A 14,406-nucleotide genomic window follows, 5' to 3' on the forward strand; every position below is an offset into this window, starting at 1 on the left:
CGCCCGGTCGCGGAGCTCAGCGGCGCCGCGACCATGGCGACCAGAACCGTTCGACCAGCCGAAAGAGGATCTCGAAGCCGAAGGCGAAGAGCGAAATGGCGAGAATCCCGACGATCACCATGTCGGTCACCAGAAACTGCGCCGCTGATTGAATCATATAGCCCAGCCCGCGCGAGGCGGCGACCAGCTCCGAGGCGACGAGGGTCGTCCATCCGGCGCCGAGCGCGATCCGCACGCCGGAGAGGATCGAAGGCAGAGCGGCGGGCAAAAGCACATGGCGCAAGGTCTGGATCCGGCTCGCCCCGAAGGAGCGCGCCGCCCGGATTTGCGATTCCGAGGCGCTTCCGACTCCGAAAGCCGTGGAGATCGCGATGGGCGCGAACATGGCCACCGAGATGACGAGGATCTTGCTGCCCTCGCCGATGCCGAACCAGATGATGACCAGCGGCAGATAGGCCAGAGGCGGCAAAGGCCGGATGAATTCGATGATCGGATCGAGCAGCCCGCGCCCGACGGGACTCAGCGCCAGCACGAAGCCGACCGGAACCGCGATCAACAGGGTGGCGAGCAAAGCCGCCATCACCCGCCCGAGGCTCGCGGCGGCGTGCTGGCCGAGGGTGGCGTTGGCGTATCCGACCTCCATGGCGGTCCGCGCCGCCTTCCAGACGCGTTCCGGCGAGGGCAGAAAGACCGGAGGCGCCCATCCGCGCGCCGAAGCGATCTGCCAAAGGCCGAAGATCGCCGTCAGCGTGAAGAGCGCGGCGAAGATCGGCAGGCGCTTGAGAAAGGCGGAGGAGAGCGCGCCGCCCGCCCGACCTCGGGGGCGGGAGGCTTCGCGCTCAGGAGGATTCGTCGCGCTGATGGTCATGACAGGGCCGTCTCCTCGACGTGAATGGCCGCGATCAGGCGCTCTCGGGCGGCGATGAAGGCGGGCTCCGCCTTCAGGGCGCGCGCGGAGGCGCCTTCCAGAAAGCGCGATGAGAAATCCAGCGGCTCCTCAAGCCCGATCCGCCCCGGATGCGGCTCCATCACGACCACCCGCGTTCCGAGGAACAAAGCCTCTTCGACGCTATGGGTGATCAGCAGGGCTCCGGCGCCGCTGGCCCGCCAGACCTTGAGCAAAAGCTCCTGCATGCGGTCGCGGGTCATGGCGTCGAGGGCGCCTAAGGGCTCGTCCATGAGCAGAAACTCCGGCTCGGCGGCGATGGCCCGCGCGATGCCGAGGCGCTGGCGCTGGCCGCCCGACAGCTCCCAGAGGTTCTTGCGCTCATGGCCCTCCAGCCCGACCAGCCGGAAGAGCCGGGCGGCCCGCTCCAGCCGCGCCGCCCGCCCCACGCCTTTGAGCCGCAAGGGAAAAGCGACGTTCTCCGCCGCGTCGAGCCAAGGCAGCAGGGCGTCGTTCTGAAAGACCACGGCGCGGTCGGCGCCCGGCCCGGAGACCGGACGCCCGTCGACCTCCACCGCGCCCGAACTCGGGGCGACGAAGCCCGCCGCGAGGTTGAGCAACGAGGTCTTGCCCGCGCCCGAGCGCCCCAGCACCGTGACGAATTCGCCGCGCCGGATCGTCAGGCTGACGTCGCGCAGAACCTCGACGGAGCCGCCCCCGCCCGCCGGATAGCTCAGCGAGGCGCGGCGCAGGCGCAAAAGGCTCAATTCTGATCCGCCTGAGCGGCCTGACGCGCATAGGCCGCGTTCACATAGGGCGCGTAATCGGCGAGGGCGCTCGGGAAGCTTCCCTGCTCGACGAGGAAGGCCGCCGTGTCCGCGACGGCCTTCGCCGTGCCGCCGCCGAGGAAGGCTTCGCCCGCCTGATCCTTCAGCCCGACGAATTCATAGCCTTTCAACAGGGCGGGGATCTCCTCCGGCGAAGCGCCGGTCAATTCGGCGATGGCCTTGACCTGTTCGGATTCGGCGCTCCAGGCTTCGGGATCGGCGAGATAAGCGTCCGTGGCCGCGCCGGTCGCGCGCACGAAGCCCGCCACGATCTCGGGATGGGCCGCGGCGTATTCCTTGCGGACCACCCAGCCGTCGAAGGTCGGGCCGCCCCATCCGGCCACGTCGGCCGAATCCGCGAGCACCTTTCCGCCCGAGCCCTTGATCTGGCTCAGCACCGGATCCCAGACATAAGCGCCTTGGATGTCTCCGCGCTCCCAGGCGGCGGCGATCTCCTGCGGGCGCAGATTGACCAGCCGCAGATCGCTCGGCTTGAGGCCCCAATGCCCCAGAGCCGTCAGCAGCGAATAATGCGCCGTGGAGGCGAAAGGCGTGGCGATGGTCTTGCCGGCGAGATCCTTCGGCTCCGCCACGTCGCGCGCCGCGAGGGCCTCGGCGGAGGCGATGTTGCCGACCACATAAATCACCTCGATGGGCAATTCGCGGCTGGCGGCCACGGTGATCGGGCTGGAGCCGATATAAGCCACGTCCACCGAGCCCGAGGCCAGAGCGGCGATGACGTCGGCGCCCGCGCCGAAGAGGCTCCAGGAGACTTCGGCGCCGGTCTCCGCCTCATAGGCGCCCGTCGCCTGAGCCACGCGGCTCGGCTCGACGATCTGCTGCCAGCCGATCCGCAGATCCTGAGCGGCGGCGGGCGTGAGGAAAGAGGCGCCGAAGAGGACGGCGAGCGCGGCGAATCTGCGAGTCATTGAGAGGTTTCCTTATCCGATGCGGCGCTTTCGCCGGAGGCCGAAGCATCTCGCGCCGGGAGGCGATCCCCTAGTGATTTCTCCTTCCATCTATTTGAGGATTTTGAATAATGATCCGGAAGGCCGATCCGTCTCCGGCTTTGCGCATATCTCAAAATCGCAAAAATAAATCTGATGATGATCTTGGACACGAAGCCCGCCCTCCTGAATAGTTCCTGGAGTCTTCCGACCTTTCAGGATCCCGCCCCATGACGAGTCTTCCGCCTCAATCCGCGCCGCTGAACTTCTTTTGGTTCATCCCGACCCATGGAGACGGCGCCTATCTGGGGACGGAGAAGCGCGCCCGACGTCCGGAATTCCGCTATTTCAAGCAGATCGCCACGGCGGTCGACGAGCTGGGCTTCGAGGGCGTCCTTCTGCCGACGGGCCAGAGCTGCGAGGATTCATGGATCACCGCCACGGGGCTGGCCGCGCTCACCGAGCGGCTGAAGTTTCTGGTGGCCTTGCGTCCGGGCGTGACCTCTCCGGCCTTCGCCGCGCGTCAGACCGTGGCGCTGGACCGGCTCAGCGGCGGGAGGCTTTTGCTCAACGTGGTGGTGGGCGGCAACCCCAAGGAATTGGCCGGAGACGGGATCTTCCTCTCCCATGACGAGCGTTACCGGCAGGGCCGGGAGTTCCTCGACATCTGGACGCGGCTCGTCACGGGCGAGACCGTGGATTTCGACGGCGAATATTACAAGCTCCAAGGCGCGCGGGTGGATTTTCCTCCGGCGCAATCGCCGCGCCCGCCGCTTTATTTCGGCGGCTCCTCGGAGGCGGGGCAGGATCTCGCCGCCGACGCGACGGATCTCTATCTCACTTGGGCCGAGCCTCTGGCGGACGTGGCCGAGAAACTGGAGTCCGTGCGCCGCAAGGCCGCCGCGCGCGGCCGCAAGCTGCGGTTCGGGATGCGCCTGCATTTCATCGTCCGGGAGACGGAGGAAGAGGCTTGGCGCGCCGCCGAAAAGCTCATCGCCCATGTCACCGACGAGCAGATCGAACATGCTTGGCGCCGCTTCACGCAGGAGATGGATTCCGTCGGCCAGCGCCGACAGGCCGCGCTGCATGGCGGCCGTCGCGACAAGCTGCTGATCGCGCCGAATCTCTGGGCGGGGGTCGGGCTGGTGCGGACGGGCGTCGGGGCGGCGCTGGTCGGGACGCCCGAGCAGATCGCCGGGCGGCTGCGCGAATATCAGGCGCTGGGAATCGAGACCATCGTGGGCTCCGGGTATCCGCATCTGGAAGAAGCCTATCACGTGGCCGAACTGCTCTTTCCTTTGCTCGGGATCGAGCCGCGGCGGCAGGGTCTGCGCGACGCCATCGCCAATGAGTTTTCGGTGGGCCTCTCCTCGGTTGCGAAGCTCGCCGCGGGCGGCTGAGACCCCCGCAATCCCGCTCCAAGCATATGCCAAGCATTTCATCTTATTTATGAATTACGGATTCAGCGCCTAAGGTCTCCGCATCAGGCGTTTTGAAACGCCGCCCAAAACACAAGAGGCTCCCGCTATGAAGCTCCATATCTCCCGAGTCTCCGGCCTCCTCGCCGGAGCGGCTTTTCTGGCGCTCGGCGCGGGCGCGGCTCAGGCCGCCGAGGGTCAATTGCGCATCGCGCAGCAATTCGGCGTGGTCTATCTGACGCTGAACGTCGCGCAGGAGCAGGGGCTCTTCGAGAAATACGCCAAAGAGGCCGGAGTCGATCTGAAAGTGGAGTTCGTCCAGCTTTCCGGCGGCGCGGCGGTGAACGACGCTCTGCTTTCCGGAAGCATCGACGTCGCGGGCGCGGGCGTCGGGCCGCTCTTCACCATCTGGGACCGCACGCAGGGGCGTCAGAACGTGAAGGGCGTCGCCTCTCTGGGGAATTTCCCCTATTACCTGACGACGAATAACCCCGATGTGGAGACCATCGCCGATTTCACCGACAAGGACCGCATCGCCCTTCCGGCGGTGGGCGTTTCGGTTCAGGCGCGGATTCTGCAATGGGCTTCGGCGCAGCTCTGGGGCGATGAGGAATTCGACCGGCTCGACCGGTTCACCGTCGCGCTGCCCCATCCCGAGGCCGTCGCCGCGCTGATCAAGGGCGGCACCGAGATCACCGCGCATTTCGGCAATCCGCCTTTTCAGGAGCAGATCCTCGCCGAGAATCCGAACGCGCGCATCGCCCTGAAATCCTATGACGTGCAAGGCGGCCCGGCCTCCTCGACGGTGCTCTACGCCGCCGAGAAATTCGTCGCGGAGAGCCCCAAGACCTATAAGGCCTTCCTCGACGGTCTGGAGGAGGCGGCGCGCTTCGTGCGCGAGAATCCCGAAGCGGCCGCCGACATCTACGTCAAAACCAGCGGCGCGAAGATCGACCGCGATCTTTTGCTGGGCGTGATCACGAATCCGGAGGTGACCTTCACCATCACCCCGCAAAACACTTTGGGCCTCGGCCAGTTCCTGCATCGGGTGGGCGCGATCAAGACCGAGCCCAAGGCTCTGACGGATTATTTCTTCGCGGATCCGCGCATCTCCTCCAATGGAAGCTGAGGGGGTGAGAATCCTCCCTGAAAAGGGCGAAGCGCGCGGAGCGGGCGAGATTTCGCCCCTCCTGCGCGTCAAGGGCGTCACGCTGGAATACGCCGCGCAGAAACAAGTCGTGCGGGCGGCCCATCGGATCGACCTTGATCTTTATCAGGCGGATCGCTTCGTGCTGCTCGGGCCTTCGGGCTGCGGGAAATCATCCTTGTTGAAGGCGGTCGGGGGATTCCTTAAGCCCATAGAAGGCGAGATCCTGCTCGAAGGCCGCCCCGTGACCGAGCCGGGGCCGGATCGCGTCGTGGTCTTTCAGGAATTCGATCAATTGCCGCCCTGGAAGACGGCTTTGGAGAACGTCGCTTTTCCTCTGATCGCCTCCCGCTCTCTGCCCCGGCGCGAGGCGCGCGAACGCGCTGCGCATTATCTGGAGAAGGTGGGGTTGGCGGGCTTCGCGGAGTCCTATCCGCATCAATTATCGGGCGGCATGAAGCAGCGCGTGGCCATCGCGCGGGCTCTGGCCATGCGGCCCAAGATCCTGCTCATGGACGAGCCCTTCGCCGCGCTCGACGCCCTGACTCGCCGCAAGATGCAGGAGGAGCTGTTGAGCCTCTGGGAGGAGGCGCGCTTCACCTTGCTTTTCGTCACCCATTCCATCGAGGAGGCTTTGGTGGTGGGAAGCCGCGTCGCGCTTTTGACGCCGCGTCCGGGACGGGTGCGCGCCGAGATCAACAGCCATGAATGGGATCTCTCCAGTGCGGGCGGCGAGGGCTTCCAATCGACGGCGCGGCGCATTCATCGTCTGCTCTTCGAAGAGGAGCCTTCGGCGGAAGCCTCGTCGCGGAGAGCCGCATGACCGCCGCGCCGCTTCCGCCCGTCAGGCCGGAATATGAACGCGACCTGCCGCCCTTCGTCGAAGCGCCGGTGGAGCGCCGCCTTCCGCTGTCTCAGCGGCTTTGGAGTCAAGGCTGGCTGCGCAAAGGGCTGATCCTCGCGGTTCTGGCGCTGCTCTGGGAGCTCGCGGCGCGCTATCAAGACAACGACCTTCTGCTTCCGAGCTTCACCGCCACGGCGCGCGCCTTCTTCGCCGATATGGCCGGCGGCGAATTGATCGCGCGCACGCGGATTTCTCTGATCGTCCTGCTGCAAGGCTATGCGGCGGGGGTGGCTCTGGCCTTTCTGCTGACGGTTCTGGCGGTTTCGACGCAGATCGGGCGGGATCTGCTCTCGACCTTGACGGCCATGTTCAATCCCTTGCCCGCCATCGCGCTTTTGCCTTTGGCTTTATTATGGTTCGGTTTGGGGTCGGGCAGCCTGATCTTCGTGCTGATTCATTCGGTGCTTTGGCCTTTGGCGCTGAACATCTTCGCCGGATTTCAGGGCGTGCCCGAGACTCTGCGCATGGCGGGGCGCAATTACGGGCTGAGGGGCTGGCGCTATGTGGTTCAGATTCTCATTCCCTCGGCGCTGCCTTCGATTTTATCCGGATTGAAGATCGCTTGGGCCTTCGCCTGGCGGACTTTGATCGCGGCGGAGTTGGTCTTCGGGGCCTCTTCGGGGCGCGGAGGCTTGGGCTGGTTCATCTTCCAGAACCGCAACGAGCTTTATACGGATCGCGTCTTCGCGGGGCTGGCGCTGGTGATCCTGATCGGGCTGGCGATGGAGAATCTCGTCTTCGCCACGCTGGAGCGCTTCACCATCCGCCGCTGGGGACAGGCGCGCTAGGGAGGATTATCGCGCGCCGTCGAGCAAGGCGGGGCGGGGGGCTCAGCCCGCGGCGAAGGCCAGCGGCAGCGCCACGAGGAAGCGCGCGCCTCCTCCGGGCGGCGTCTCATGCCGGACCGAGCCCCCATGACGCTCCGCGATCTGCCGGACGAGCGCCAGCCCGAGGCCCCAGCCTCCGGCGGCCTCGCCATGGCCGCCGGGACGGTGGAAGGGGTCGAAGACCTTTTCGCCCTCTCCGGCCGGAACTCCGGCGCCGTGATCCCGCACCGCCAGCTCGGCGAAACTCCCGCGCCTCCTGACCGAGATTGCGACGGGCGGCGCTCCATGGCGTTCGGCGTTGAGGATCAGATTGCGCGTCAGACGGATCAAAAGCCGCGCGTCGCCCATGACCTCGACGGATTCCCCCTCCGCCTCCAGACCCTCGCGGGCGGCCTCCTCGGCGACCAGCGCCAGCAGATCCAGAGGCTGAAAGGGCTCCGACGCCCCATGCTCCAGACGGCTGGAGAGCAAAATCTCCTCCACGAGATCGTCCAGCTCCGCGAGATTGCGCAGGATCTCCGCGCGGCGGGCGGGGCTCGGATCGGCCTCGTAAAGATCCATCCCCATCCGCAGCCGCGCCAGAGGCGAGCGCAGTTCATGGCTGGCGTTGGCCAGAAGCGCGCGTCTGGAGGCCATGAGCGCCTCCACCTGAGCGGCGGCGCGGTTGAAGCTGGCGGCCACGGCGGCGATCTCGTCCTGACCCTCCGCCGGAACGCGCCGGGAGAGGTCGCCCGCGCCCCAGGCCTCCACGCCGGAGCGCAGCCGCTCCAGACGGCGCGTCAGGCGCCGCGCCAAAGGCCGGGCGATCAGCGCGATTCCTCCCGCCGCCAGCAGCAGCACCGCCAGAGGCCCCCCCGGCGGAGCCCCTCCGCCGAAGACGCCCCCGTCGAGCCGCACGGCGAGGACGGAGCCGTCCGGCAGGGCGGTGAGGAAAGGCTTGCGCCGCCGGTCCTCCTGAGGCCCAGAGGCCGCGATCAGATCTCCCCGCGCGTCCGTCAGGCTCCATTCCGCGCCCGTCGCCGCGCCGAGCCGACGCAGAAGCGCCTGAATTTCGGCGGGATCTCCGGAGGGCGGCAAAATGGCCGCGGCGATCTCCTCGCGGCGGCTCAGAAGGCCGCGGTCGTCGTCGCGTCCGCCGTGGAAGGCCAGAACCGCCGCCGCCGCGCCCGCCAGAGCCAGCACCGCCACGCCGCCCAGAAAAGACAGATAAATCCGGAGGAAAAGACTCATGGCGTCAGCTCTCCTCATCCTGTCGGCGGGCGAAGAGATAGCCCGCGCCGCGCAAGGTGAGGATGCGCCGGGGATGTTTCGGGTCTTCCTCTATGGCGGCCCGGATGCGGGAGACATGGACGTCGATGGAGCGGTCGAAGACCTCGCCGCCGCCGCCCCGGACCAGATCCAGAATCCGCTCGCGCGAGAGGATGCGCCCCGCGTTCTCCGCGAGAACCGCGAGGATGTCGAACTGATGCCCCGTGAGGTCGCAGGAGGCGCCGTCCAGACGCGCCGCGCGGGATCCCTTGTCGATCTCCAGACGCCCGAAGCGCAGAATCTCAGGGCTGGCCGGGCCGGAGCGCCGCCGCAAAACCGCCCGCAGCCGCGCGAGAAGCTCGCGCGGGCTGAAGGGCTTGGGCAGGTAATCATCCGCGCCGATCTCCAGCCCGACGATGCGGTCGGCTTCGTCGCCGCGCGCGGTGAGCATCAGCACCGGAACCCCGGAGCCCGCCCGGATGCGGCGCAAAGCCTCCAGCCCGTCGAGATCCGGCAGCATCACGTCGAGAATCACGGCCTCGGGCGGATGGCGGGCCAGATCCGTCAGACCCGCCCCGGCGGTCAGGGCCGTCCGGACTTCATAGCCCGCCGAAGAGAGATAATCCTTCAGCATGGCCGAGAGCCGCGCGTCGTCGTCGATGATCAGCAGCCGCTCCGCCATGCGCGGATTCCTCCGTTCAGCCTCGTCGCGCGATCCTAACACATCGCAGAGCGCCGGAGACGGTCAGGGCTCCGGCGCCTTCGGACGTCACCTCCAGCCCGGTCCCGGGCCGTGGCGGAAGCCCGCGCGCCGCTCCAGAAGTTCGGCGCGCTGTTCGGGAGTCAGCTTCTCCGCCGCGTCGAGGAAGCCGGTCAGGGCGCGGGCGGAGGCGGCGTCGGCCTTGGCCAGAGCCTCCTGACGGAGCGTTTCGAAGGCGGCGCGGTCGAGCGTCTGGGCTTTGAGCAGGGCGTCGACCTGTTCGCGGCGGGCGCCCATCTCTGCGCGCAGCGGCAGAAGATCGCCGCGCGTCGCCTCATAGATCGCCCGGATCTCCGAGCGCTGAGTCTCGGAGGCGTCGACGGAGCGCAGAACCCGCTCGATTCCGCGGCCTGCGAAGTCGCGCCCATGGCCTCCGCCCGCGAGGGCGCCCGCCGCCGCGCCGAGGCCCAGAAGGGCGAAGCCGCCGGCCAGCCAGAATCGGCGCGCGCGGCGCTTCGGGGCCGGAGCTTCGGAGGCCGGAGCTTCGGGGCTCCGGGCGGAGGCGTTTTCCTGCGTCATCTTGCTGTCTCCTGATGAGGGGCGGCTTGTCCGCCGCGATGAGGAGAAGATGACGCCGCCGCTTTTCGCCTGTTCCTGCGCTCTGTGAAGATTTGTGAAGCCGCATGCCGGGGTCTGCGGCTGAGGCTCGGCCCGTCTTCAGCTCCGCTTTTTAAAGACCACCAGCCGGGCGGTGAAATCCTGCAAGACCTCGTCGGCTTGATTGAGCGTCAAGCTGCGGGTCTCCACGGAGGCCCGTTCCGGGCGGGAGCGCGAGGGAGTTATGCCGAGAATCGTGCTTTTGACGCGCAGGACGTCGCCCGGTCGGGTCGGGCGGGGCCATGAAACCGAGCCCCCGGCCCCGATGACGCCCTGAGCCAGCGGAATGCTGGCCACCAGCAGCTTCATCGTGATCGCCATCGTATGCCATCCGCTGGCCGCCAGCCCTTGGAAGAACGTCTCCTTGGCCGCTTCGGGGTCGGTGTGGAAAGGCTGGGGATCGAACTCCCGCGCGAAGGCGATGATCTGCCCGGCGTCGAGCGGGTGCTCGCCGCTGAGATATTCCTGACCGACCGCAAGATCGTCCAGATAGAGCTGAGCCTTGTTTCCTTCCAAGGGCATGAAAGATCTCCCCATGATGTTTCGGCCCCGTCGCGGGCGGCGTCAGAATAGATTATGATGAACATCTATTCAAGCGGGGCCGCCGGTCGGCGAGACCGAGGGCTCATTCCTCATGGCGGAATCCCGGCTTCACAGGATCGCAGAAGGGCAGGACGCTGGCGGCGCGGATCGCGCGGGCCATCTGCGCGGCGACCTCGCCGGAGCCGTAGGACCGGCCATGACGGATGGCCGCCCGACAAAGGGCCTCGTCCACGACGCGCGTCGCCGCCATCACGGAGGCCGCGCAGAGCCGCACGTCGAAATCCTGAGCCGAGCGCCCCAGCCGGTCGCCGATGATCGCGGCGAGATCCGCCTCGCCGTCGAAATAGGACGTCAGCCAGACCGCCTTTAAATCCGGCTCTTCGGAGATTCGGGCCACGATCTGCGCGATCAGCAGGCCGTCCCGGACGAAGTCCGGCGTCTGATTTTCAAGAGCGAAGCAGTCGGCCAGATGATCCTCAAGCGAGGTCTGCGCAGGCCAGGCGCGCAATTCCTCGGAGAAGCGCTTCCAGGACAAGGCGAGCAAAGGCGCCAGACAGCTTTCCTTATTCCGGAAATACCGCCAGAGCGTGCGTTTCGAGATTCCGGCGGCTTCGGCGATGTCCTCTCCGCTGGTCCCGGAGACTCCGCGCTCGACGAACAGGCGCGCCGCGCATCGCGACGCCTCTAAAAGCGCATCCGGACGGATTGATCTGCTCATCGCGCTCCGTGTTCCGGCGACTTGGCGGACATGGACGGATCTCCTCGCCCTCGACGTCATGGCTCTTGTAAAAGGCACAAAGTGCCATTTAGATGCTATATGAAGATAAGTCAGGAGGCCAGAATTCTTCAGCGCCCTGCGGCCCGCCGAGGGATCCGCAAGAGCCGAAGAGCGGCGTCGAGGAGGGAGCGATGGAGGCTCGAATGCCTGAAAAACGTCTGACGGCGCCCGGATGGCCTGAATTCGCCGTCGCGCTGATCGTCTATATGGCGCTGATTTTGGGCCTCAGCGTCTTGTGGCTGCTGCGCATTCCAGACGAGCAAGCCGCCTGGCGCGGAATCCTCGGGATGGGGTTGAACGGAGCCGTCGGCGTCGTCGCCCTGCTTGCGGCCTTTTCTCTGCGCATCCGCGATCTCCGGGCCTTCGGATTCCGCGCCGTCGACGGGCGATGGCTGGCCATAGGCGCGGGTTTGGGCGTCGTCGCGTTCGGCCTGAGCCTCATCATTGAACATGTCTATTTTTCGTTCATCACGGAGATCAACAACCAAGCCGATTTTCAGGCGGCGGCGCAGGCGGGCGCCTTCTCCCTGCTCGCGCTGATCTTCGCGGGCGCGCTCCTGACTCCGCTGGGCGAGGAGTTGGCGTTTCGGGGCGTGATCGCGAATTCGCTGAACCGCTATGGCCCTTGGGCCGGAATCTTGGGAAGCGCGACGGTCTTCGCCGCCGCTCACGGACCCAGCGTGATTTTCTTCAACGCCCTGATGGCGGGGATTCTGACGGGCTGGCTCTTCCGCAAGACGGGCTCCCTCTGGCCCGGCCTGCTGACGCATGTCGTCTATAACGCGATCTGGCTTGTCGTCTACAGCCTCCAATGAAGGCGCATGCGGCCGGTCAAGGATGAGAAGATCGTCCGCGACAGCCCGAATTCGCCTTGGGCGGATCGCCGCGCCGCCTCATCTCTGGGCGAGGGCCAATTGCGCGGCGAGTCCGGCGAAAGCGGCGGCGAAGCCTCGCCGCATCCAGCTCTGGGCCGATGGGTTGGAGACGACATGCCGTCGGACGGCGGCGGCGAAGGCTCCATAAGCGGCGAAGACCACGAAGGTCAGCGCCATGAACGCGAGGCTCAGCTCCAGCATGCGCCGCACGGGCGCCGGATCCTCCGGCCGCACGAATTGCGGCAGGAAGGCGAAGAAGAAGATCGAGAGCTTGGGATTCAGCAAATTGACGAGGATCGCCGACAGGATCGTCTCTCGGGCGTTTCTGGCCGTCGGCTCGCCGTTCAGCCTGAGCGTTCCGCGCGCGTGGAACATCCCCCAGGCCATGTAGAGCAGATAGGCGACTCCCAGATATTTGAGCGTCTGAAAAGCCAGCGCGCTCGTATGCAGCAGCGCCGCGAGCCCGCTGATCGCCGCCAGCATATGCGGGACCACGCCGAGCGCGCAGCCTAGGGCCGCGACGAGGCTTGCGCGCGCGCCGCCTGAAAGCCCGGCCGCCACGGCGTAGAGCGCGCCGGTTCCGGGCGAGGCGACGATGACCAGCGACGTCAGAAAAAACTCCAGAGTCATGACGGATGCGCTCCTCTCGCCTTTTCGGGACATATGCCGGGCGGCGGAGCGCCGCGTCTTGAAGGAAATTGCGGATCAGCTCATCCCGGCGGCGTAGACCCCGGGCGACATGCCGTAGGCGCGGACGAACAGCCGGGTCATATGGCTTTGATCCGCGAATCCCGAGGCCTGCGCCGCATCGGCGAGGCCCTCGCCTCCGGCGATCATTCTCCGCGCCCTCTGGAGCCTGCGTTGCACGAGATAGGCGTGCGGCGTGAGGCCGGTCAGCTTCGAGAAGCCCCGCAGAAGCTGGAATTGGCTGACGCCGCCGATCTCGGCCAATTCGCCAAGCGAGAGCGGCGCGGCGGGATCGTCGTCGATGCGTTCGCGCGCCCGCCGGATCGCCCGAGGCGCTCCGGCGCGCTCCTGATGACGGCGTTCGACGAGCCGCGCGAGCAGCAGAAGCAGGTTCTCCCGGCTCTCGATCTCGCTCCGGCCGCCATGCGGATCGATCATCGCGCGAAAGAGCGACAGAAAACGCGTCGCCGCGGCCGCGTCGCGCAGCGCAGGATGCGCGAGTTCGGCGTTGCGGGCGCCGCCCTCCGTCAGGGCGCAGATCGGATCGGCCAAGGCGGCCGGGTCGAAATAGAGCATCCGCCAGATTCTGCCCCTTGCGTCGAGCGGCGCGCCGTCATGGACCTCTCCGGGGTTGACCGTGATCACGTCGCCGGCCTCCGCCTCCACGACGCCGCGCCCGCTCAAGGATCTTTGCGCGCCGCGCAGGATGACGCCGATCCCGAATTGATCATGGGTGTGGCGGCCGAAGGCGTGCGGGCTGTCCGCGAAGACGGCCTCCACGCCGTTCATGCCGCATCGGGTGGTTTTGAATCGTCCTCTGGCCATCGCGCGGCTCCTTCGCGAGGCGAAATCTCGCTGAACGGGCCGCAAACCTCAAGGACGGGATTGGGACGCGATCGCGCTCGTCAAGAAAAATTCCCGGAACGATCAACTTTTGGGATTTGTTCGAGGGAAAATCTCCCTATGGTTTCGCAATGAAAGGGAGAGTGTCGAGATTTAATAACGTTAAATATATGCATTAAGAGTTCATATAAATTAAAGGTTGCAAAAATCTTAACGATTATTCAAGGTGAGCCTGCGCGGCCGGATGGGAGCGCATTCGCAAATGTTCGAACCCTTGTGAATTCTGTAAGGAACATAAGATGAAAAAGCTGTTGATCGCCGCTTCTCTGGCGGCTCTCTCGACCTCGGCCTTCGCCGCCGAAGATAAGAACGGCTCTCTGAACGTCGAGCTGGAGGCCTATGTCGAATATAGCTGCGGTTTCGGCGACGTCGGGGCCGCTGCGGCCTACGACATCGAGCGCGCCGCCAAATTCGACCTCACTCAGGCGACCTCCGGCGAGATTCAGGCCACGCCGACCGTGGGCCCCACTCATTGGTCCAACGGCGCGCAGGCGCCCAGCGCCTCTTTCCGCGCCTTCTGCAACTCCGTCAAAGGCGCCGAGCTCAAATATGAAGGCGCGCCTCTGGCCCGCAGGGGCGTCGCCGCCGCCGATCTGACGCCGCAGGATCTCATCCCGGTGCGGGGCGCTTTCTACTACCGCGCGCAGACGGCGCCTTTCGCGCATGGCTACGCCCATCACACGATCGGCTATAATCAGGCCGAGGCCACCCATAACATCAATCAGGCCTTCGACACCTCGGTCGCGGGCAGCTTCCATGTGGAGGCCGTCAAGACCTCCAGCGGCGCCTACACCAAGCACGCCGGCTTCTATGACTCCGTCTACAAAGCCACCCTCACCGCCCTTGAGTGAGAGCGGTTCGGGGAGATGGAGAAGCGTCAGCCCGTCGCCGGGCTGACGTCGCGGTTGAGGCGCGGCTCTTTGAGAGGCTGATGCGCCTCCGAACTGAATATTCGCCAAATCAAAGAGATTGATCTGTGAAGATATTCGGCGCTTTGGATTTCAATCACTGAGGGCTTACAAGAATATGCGAGCTTTATTGACGGCGGTTTTTCTGTTT

17 protein-coding genes are annotated in these 14,406 nt (G+C 66.1%); 6 read left to right on the forward strand and 11 right to left on the reverse strand.

Translation table 11 applies throughout. From position 1 onward, the window contains the following. Nucleotides 1-16 precede the first annotated feature (16 nt). Genes B161_RS0112410 through B161_RS19640 form a run of 4 tightly spaced genes read right to left on the reverse strand, consistent with a single transcriptional unit; the run spans nt 17 to nt 2,833 of the window. Nucleotides 17-868 (reverse strand): ABC transporter permease subunit, encoded by an 852-nt coding sequence (locus B161_RS0112410; protein ID WP_018633739.1) that lies wholly within the window; start codon nt 866-868, stop codon nt 17-19. Further along, a complete protein-coding gene (locus B161_RS0112415; protein ID WP_026310404.1) occupies nt 865-1,653 on the reverse strand; it encodes a taurine ABC transporter ATP-binding protein in 789 nt (262 codons plus the stop codon). Before B161_RS0112415 ends, B161_RS0112410 begins: the two co-directional genes overlap by 4 nt. Beyond that, on the reverse strand, nt 1,650-2,642 hold the full coding sequence (tauA, locus tag B161_RS0112420) for a taurine ABC transporter substrate-binding protein (RefSeq protein WP_018633742.1): 993 nt from the start codon (nt 2,640-2,642) through the stop codon (nt 1,650-1,652). The genes B161_RS0112415 and tauA overlap by 4 nt, the downstream gene beginning before the upstream one ends. After that, nucleotides 2,639-2,833, reverse strand: coding sequence for a hypothetical protein (locus B161_RS19640; protein ID WP_157755622.1), 195 nt, complete (start codon nt 2,831-2,833; stop codon nt 2,639-2,641). The genes tauA and B161_RS19640 overlap by 4 nt, the downstream gene beginning before the upstream one ends. A gap of 57 nt (nt 2,834-2,890) precedes the next feature. Between B161_RS19640 and ssuD the strand changes: the two genes are divergently transcribed. From ssuD to B161_RS0112440, 4 genes are all read left to right on the forward strand, one after another. Next, on the forward strand, nt 2,891-4,060 hold the full coding sequence (gene ssuD, locus B161_RS0112425) for an FMNH2-dependent alkanesulfonate monooxygenase (RefSeq protein WP_018633743.1): 1,170 nt from the start codon (nt 2,891-2,893) through the stop codon (nt 4,058-4,060). Between the two features lie 127 nt (nt 4,061-4,187). After that, nucleotides 4,188-5,207, forward strand: coding sequence for an ABC transporter substrate-binding protein (locus tag B161_RS0112430; RefSeq protein WP_018633744.1), 1,020 nt, complete (start codon nt 4,188-4,190; stop codon nt 5,205-5,207). A gap of 4 nt (nt 5,208-5,211) precedes the next feature. Further along, nucleotides 5,212-6,048 (forward strand): ABC transporter ATP-binding protein, encoded by an 837-nt coding sequence (locus tag B161_RS0112435; protein ID WP_240471610.1) that lies wholly within the window; start codon nt 5,212-5,214, stop codon nt 6,046-6,048. Continuing rightward, nucleotides 6,045-6,917 (forward strand): ABC transporter permease, encoded by an 873-nt coding sequence (locus B161_RS0112440; protein WP_018633746.1) that lies wholly within the window; start codon nt 6,045-6,047, stop codon nt 6,915-6,917. Before B161_RS0112435 ends, B161_RS0112440 begins: the two co-directional genes overlap by 4 nt. A gap of 42 nt (nt 6,918-6,959) precedes the next feature. Here B161_RS0112440 and B161_RS0112445 read toward each other — a convergent pair whose 3' ends face one another. From B161_RS0112445 to B161_RS17985, 5 genes are all read right to left on the reverse strand, one after another. Continuing rightward, on the reverse strand, nt 6,960-8,186 hold the full coding sequence (locus B161_RS0112445; RefSeq protein ID WP_018633747.1) for a HAMP domain-containing sensor histidine kinase: 1,227 nt from the start codon (nt 8,184-8,186) through the stop codon (nt 6,960-6,962). A gap of 4 nt (nt 8,187-8,190) precedes the next feature. Beyond that, complete coding sequence (locus B161_RS0112450; RefSeq protein ID WP_018633748.1) at nt 8,191-8,886, reverse strand: response regulator; 696 nt, start codon at nt 8,884-8,886, stop codon at nt 8,191-8,193. An 87-nt stretch (nt 8,887-8,973) separates the two neighbouring features. Further along, nucleotides 8,974-9,483, reverse strand: coding sequence for a Spy/CpxP family protein refolding chaperone (locus tag B161_RS18980; protein WP_018633749.1), 510 nt, complete (start codon nt 9,481-9,483; stop codon nt 8,974-8,976). A gap of 138 nt (nt 9,484-9,621) precedes the next feature. Further along, nucleotides 9,622-10,083, reverse strand: a complete 462-nt coding sequence (locus B161_RS0112460; protein ID WP_018633750.1) for a MaoC family dehydratase — start codon at nt 10,081-10,083, stop codon at nt 9,622-9,624. A 103-nt stretch (nt 10,084-10,186) separates the two neighbouring features. Next, nucleotides 10,187-10,822 carry a TetR/AcrR family transcriptional regulator gene (locus B161_RS17985; protein WP_018633751.1) on the reverse strand — a complete coding sequence of 212 codons (636 nt, stop codon included), beginning with the start codon at nt 10,820-10,822 and terminating at the stop codon, nt 10,187-10,189. A 203-nt stretch (nt 10,823-11,025) separates the two neighbouring features. On the opposite strand from B161_RS17985, the gene B161_RS0112470 reads away from it, so the two are divergent. Continuing rightward, on the forward strand, nt 11,026-11,697 hold the full coding sequence (locus tag B161_RS0112470; RefSeq protein WP_040789990.1) for a type II CAAX endopeptidase family protein: 672 nt from the start codon (nt 11,026-11,028) through the stop codon (nt 11,695-11,697). Between the two features lie 78 nt (nt 11,698-11,775). On the opposite strand, the gene B161_RS0112475 is transcribed toward B161_RS0112470, so the two are convergent. Both B161_RS0112475 and B161_RS0112480 read right to left on the reverse strand, forming a co-directional pair. Further along, entirely contained in the window at nt 11,776-12,387 is a 612-nt protein-coding gene (locus tag B161_RS0112475) for a LysE family translocator (protein ID WP_018633753.1), read from the reverse strand. Between the two features lie 75 nt (nt 12,388-12,462). After that, nucleotides 12,463-13,269, reverse strand: coding sequence for an AraC family transcriptional regulator (locus B161_RS0112480; RefSeq protein WP_018633754.1), 807 nt, complete (start codon nt 13,267-13,269; stop codon nt 12,463-12,465). A gap of 317 nt (nt 13,270-13,586) precedes the next feature. On the opposite strand from B161_RS0112480, the gene B161_RS0112485 reads away from it, so the two are divergent. Continuing rightward, on the forward strand, nt 13,587-14,198 hold the full coding sequence (locus B161_RS0112485; protein WP_018633755.1) for a hypothetical protein: 612 nt from the start codon (nt 13,587-13,589) through the stop codon (nt 14,196-14,198). The last annotated feature ends 208 nt before the right edge of the window (nt 14,199-14,406 follow it).

Origin of the sequence: Neomegalonema perideroedes DSM 15528 (assembly GCF_000374145.1) — a bacterium.
GTDB classification, from domain to species: Bacteria; Pseudomonadota; Alphaproteobacteria; order Rhodobacterales; family Rhodobacteraceae; genus Neomegalonema; species Neomegalonema perideroedes.

What these genes read in the sequence shown, in the direction of transcription:
- B161_RS0112410 (WP_018633739.1), bottom strand. Translation starts at nt 868, where the DNA reads ATGACCATCAGCGCGACGAATCCTCCTGAGCGCGAAGCCTCCCGCCCC.
- tauA (WP_018633742.1), bottom strand. Translation starts at nt 2,642, where the DNA reads ATGACTCGCAGATTCGCCGCGCTCGCCGTCCTCTTCGGCGCCTCTTTC.
- ssuD (WP_018633743.1), top strand. Translation starts at nt 2,891, where the DNA reads ATGACGAGTCTTCCGCCTCAATCCGCGCCGCTGAACTTCTTTTGGTTC.
- B161_RS0112430 (WP_018633744.1), top strand. Translation starts at nt 4,188, where the DNA reads ATGAAGCTCCATATCTCCCGAGTCTCCGGCCTCCTCGCCGGAGCGGCT.
- B161_RS0112440 (WP_018633746.1), top strand. Translation starts at nt 6,045, where the DNA reads ATGACCGCCGCGCCGCTTCCGCCCGTCAGGCCGGAATATGAACGCGAC.
- B161_RS0112445 (WP_018633747.1), bottom strand. Translation starts at nt 8,186, where the DNA reads ATGAGTCTTTTCCTCCGGATTTATCTGTCTTTTCTGGGCGGCGTGGCG.
- B161_RS0112450 (WP_018633748.1), bottom strand. Translation starts at nt 8,886, where the DNA reads ATGGCGGAGCGGCTGCTGATCATCGACGACGACGCGCGGCTCTCGGCC.
- B161_RS18980 (WP_018633749.1), bottom strand. Translation starts at nt 9,483, where the DNA reads ATGACGCAGGAAAACGCCTCCGCCCGGAGCCCCGAAGCTCCGGCCTCC.
- B161_RS0112460 (WP_018633750.1), bottom strand. Translation starts at nt 10,083, where the DNA reads ATGCCCTTGGAAGGAAACAAGGCTCAGCTCTATCTGGACGATCTTGCG.
- B161_RS17985 (WP_018633751.1), bottom strand. Translation starts at nt 10,822, where the DNA reads ATGAGCAGATCAATCCGTCCGGATGCGCTTTTAGAGGCGTCGCGATGC.
- B161_RS0112470 (WP_040789990.1), top strand. Translation starts at nt 11,026, where the DNA reads ATGCCTGAAAAACGTCTGACGGCGCCCGGATGGCCTGAATTCGCCGTC.
- B161_RS0112475 (WP_018633753.1), bottom strand. Translation starts at nt 12,387, where the DNA reads ATGACTCTGGAGTTTTTTCTGACGTCGCTGGTCATCGTCGCCTCGCCC.
- B161_RS0112480 (WP_018633754.1), bottom strand. Translation starts at nt 13,269, where the DNA reads ATGGCCAGAGGACGATTCAAAACCACCCGATGCGGCATGAACGGCGTG.
- B161_RS0112485 (WP_018633755.1), top strand. Translation starts at nt 13,587, where the DNA reads ATGAAAAAGCTGTTGATCGCCGCTTCTCTGGCGGCTCTCTCGACCTCG.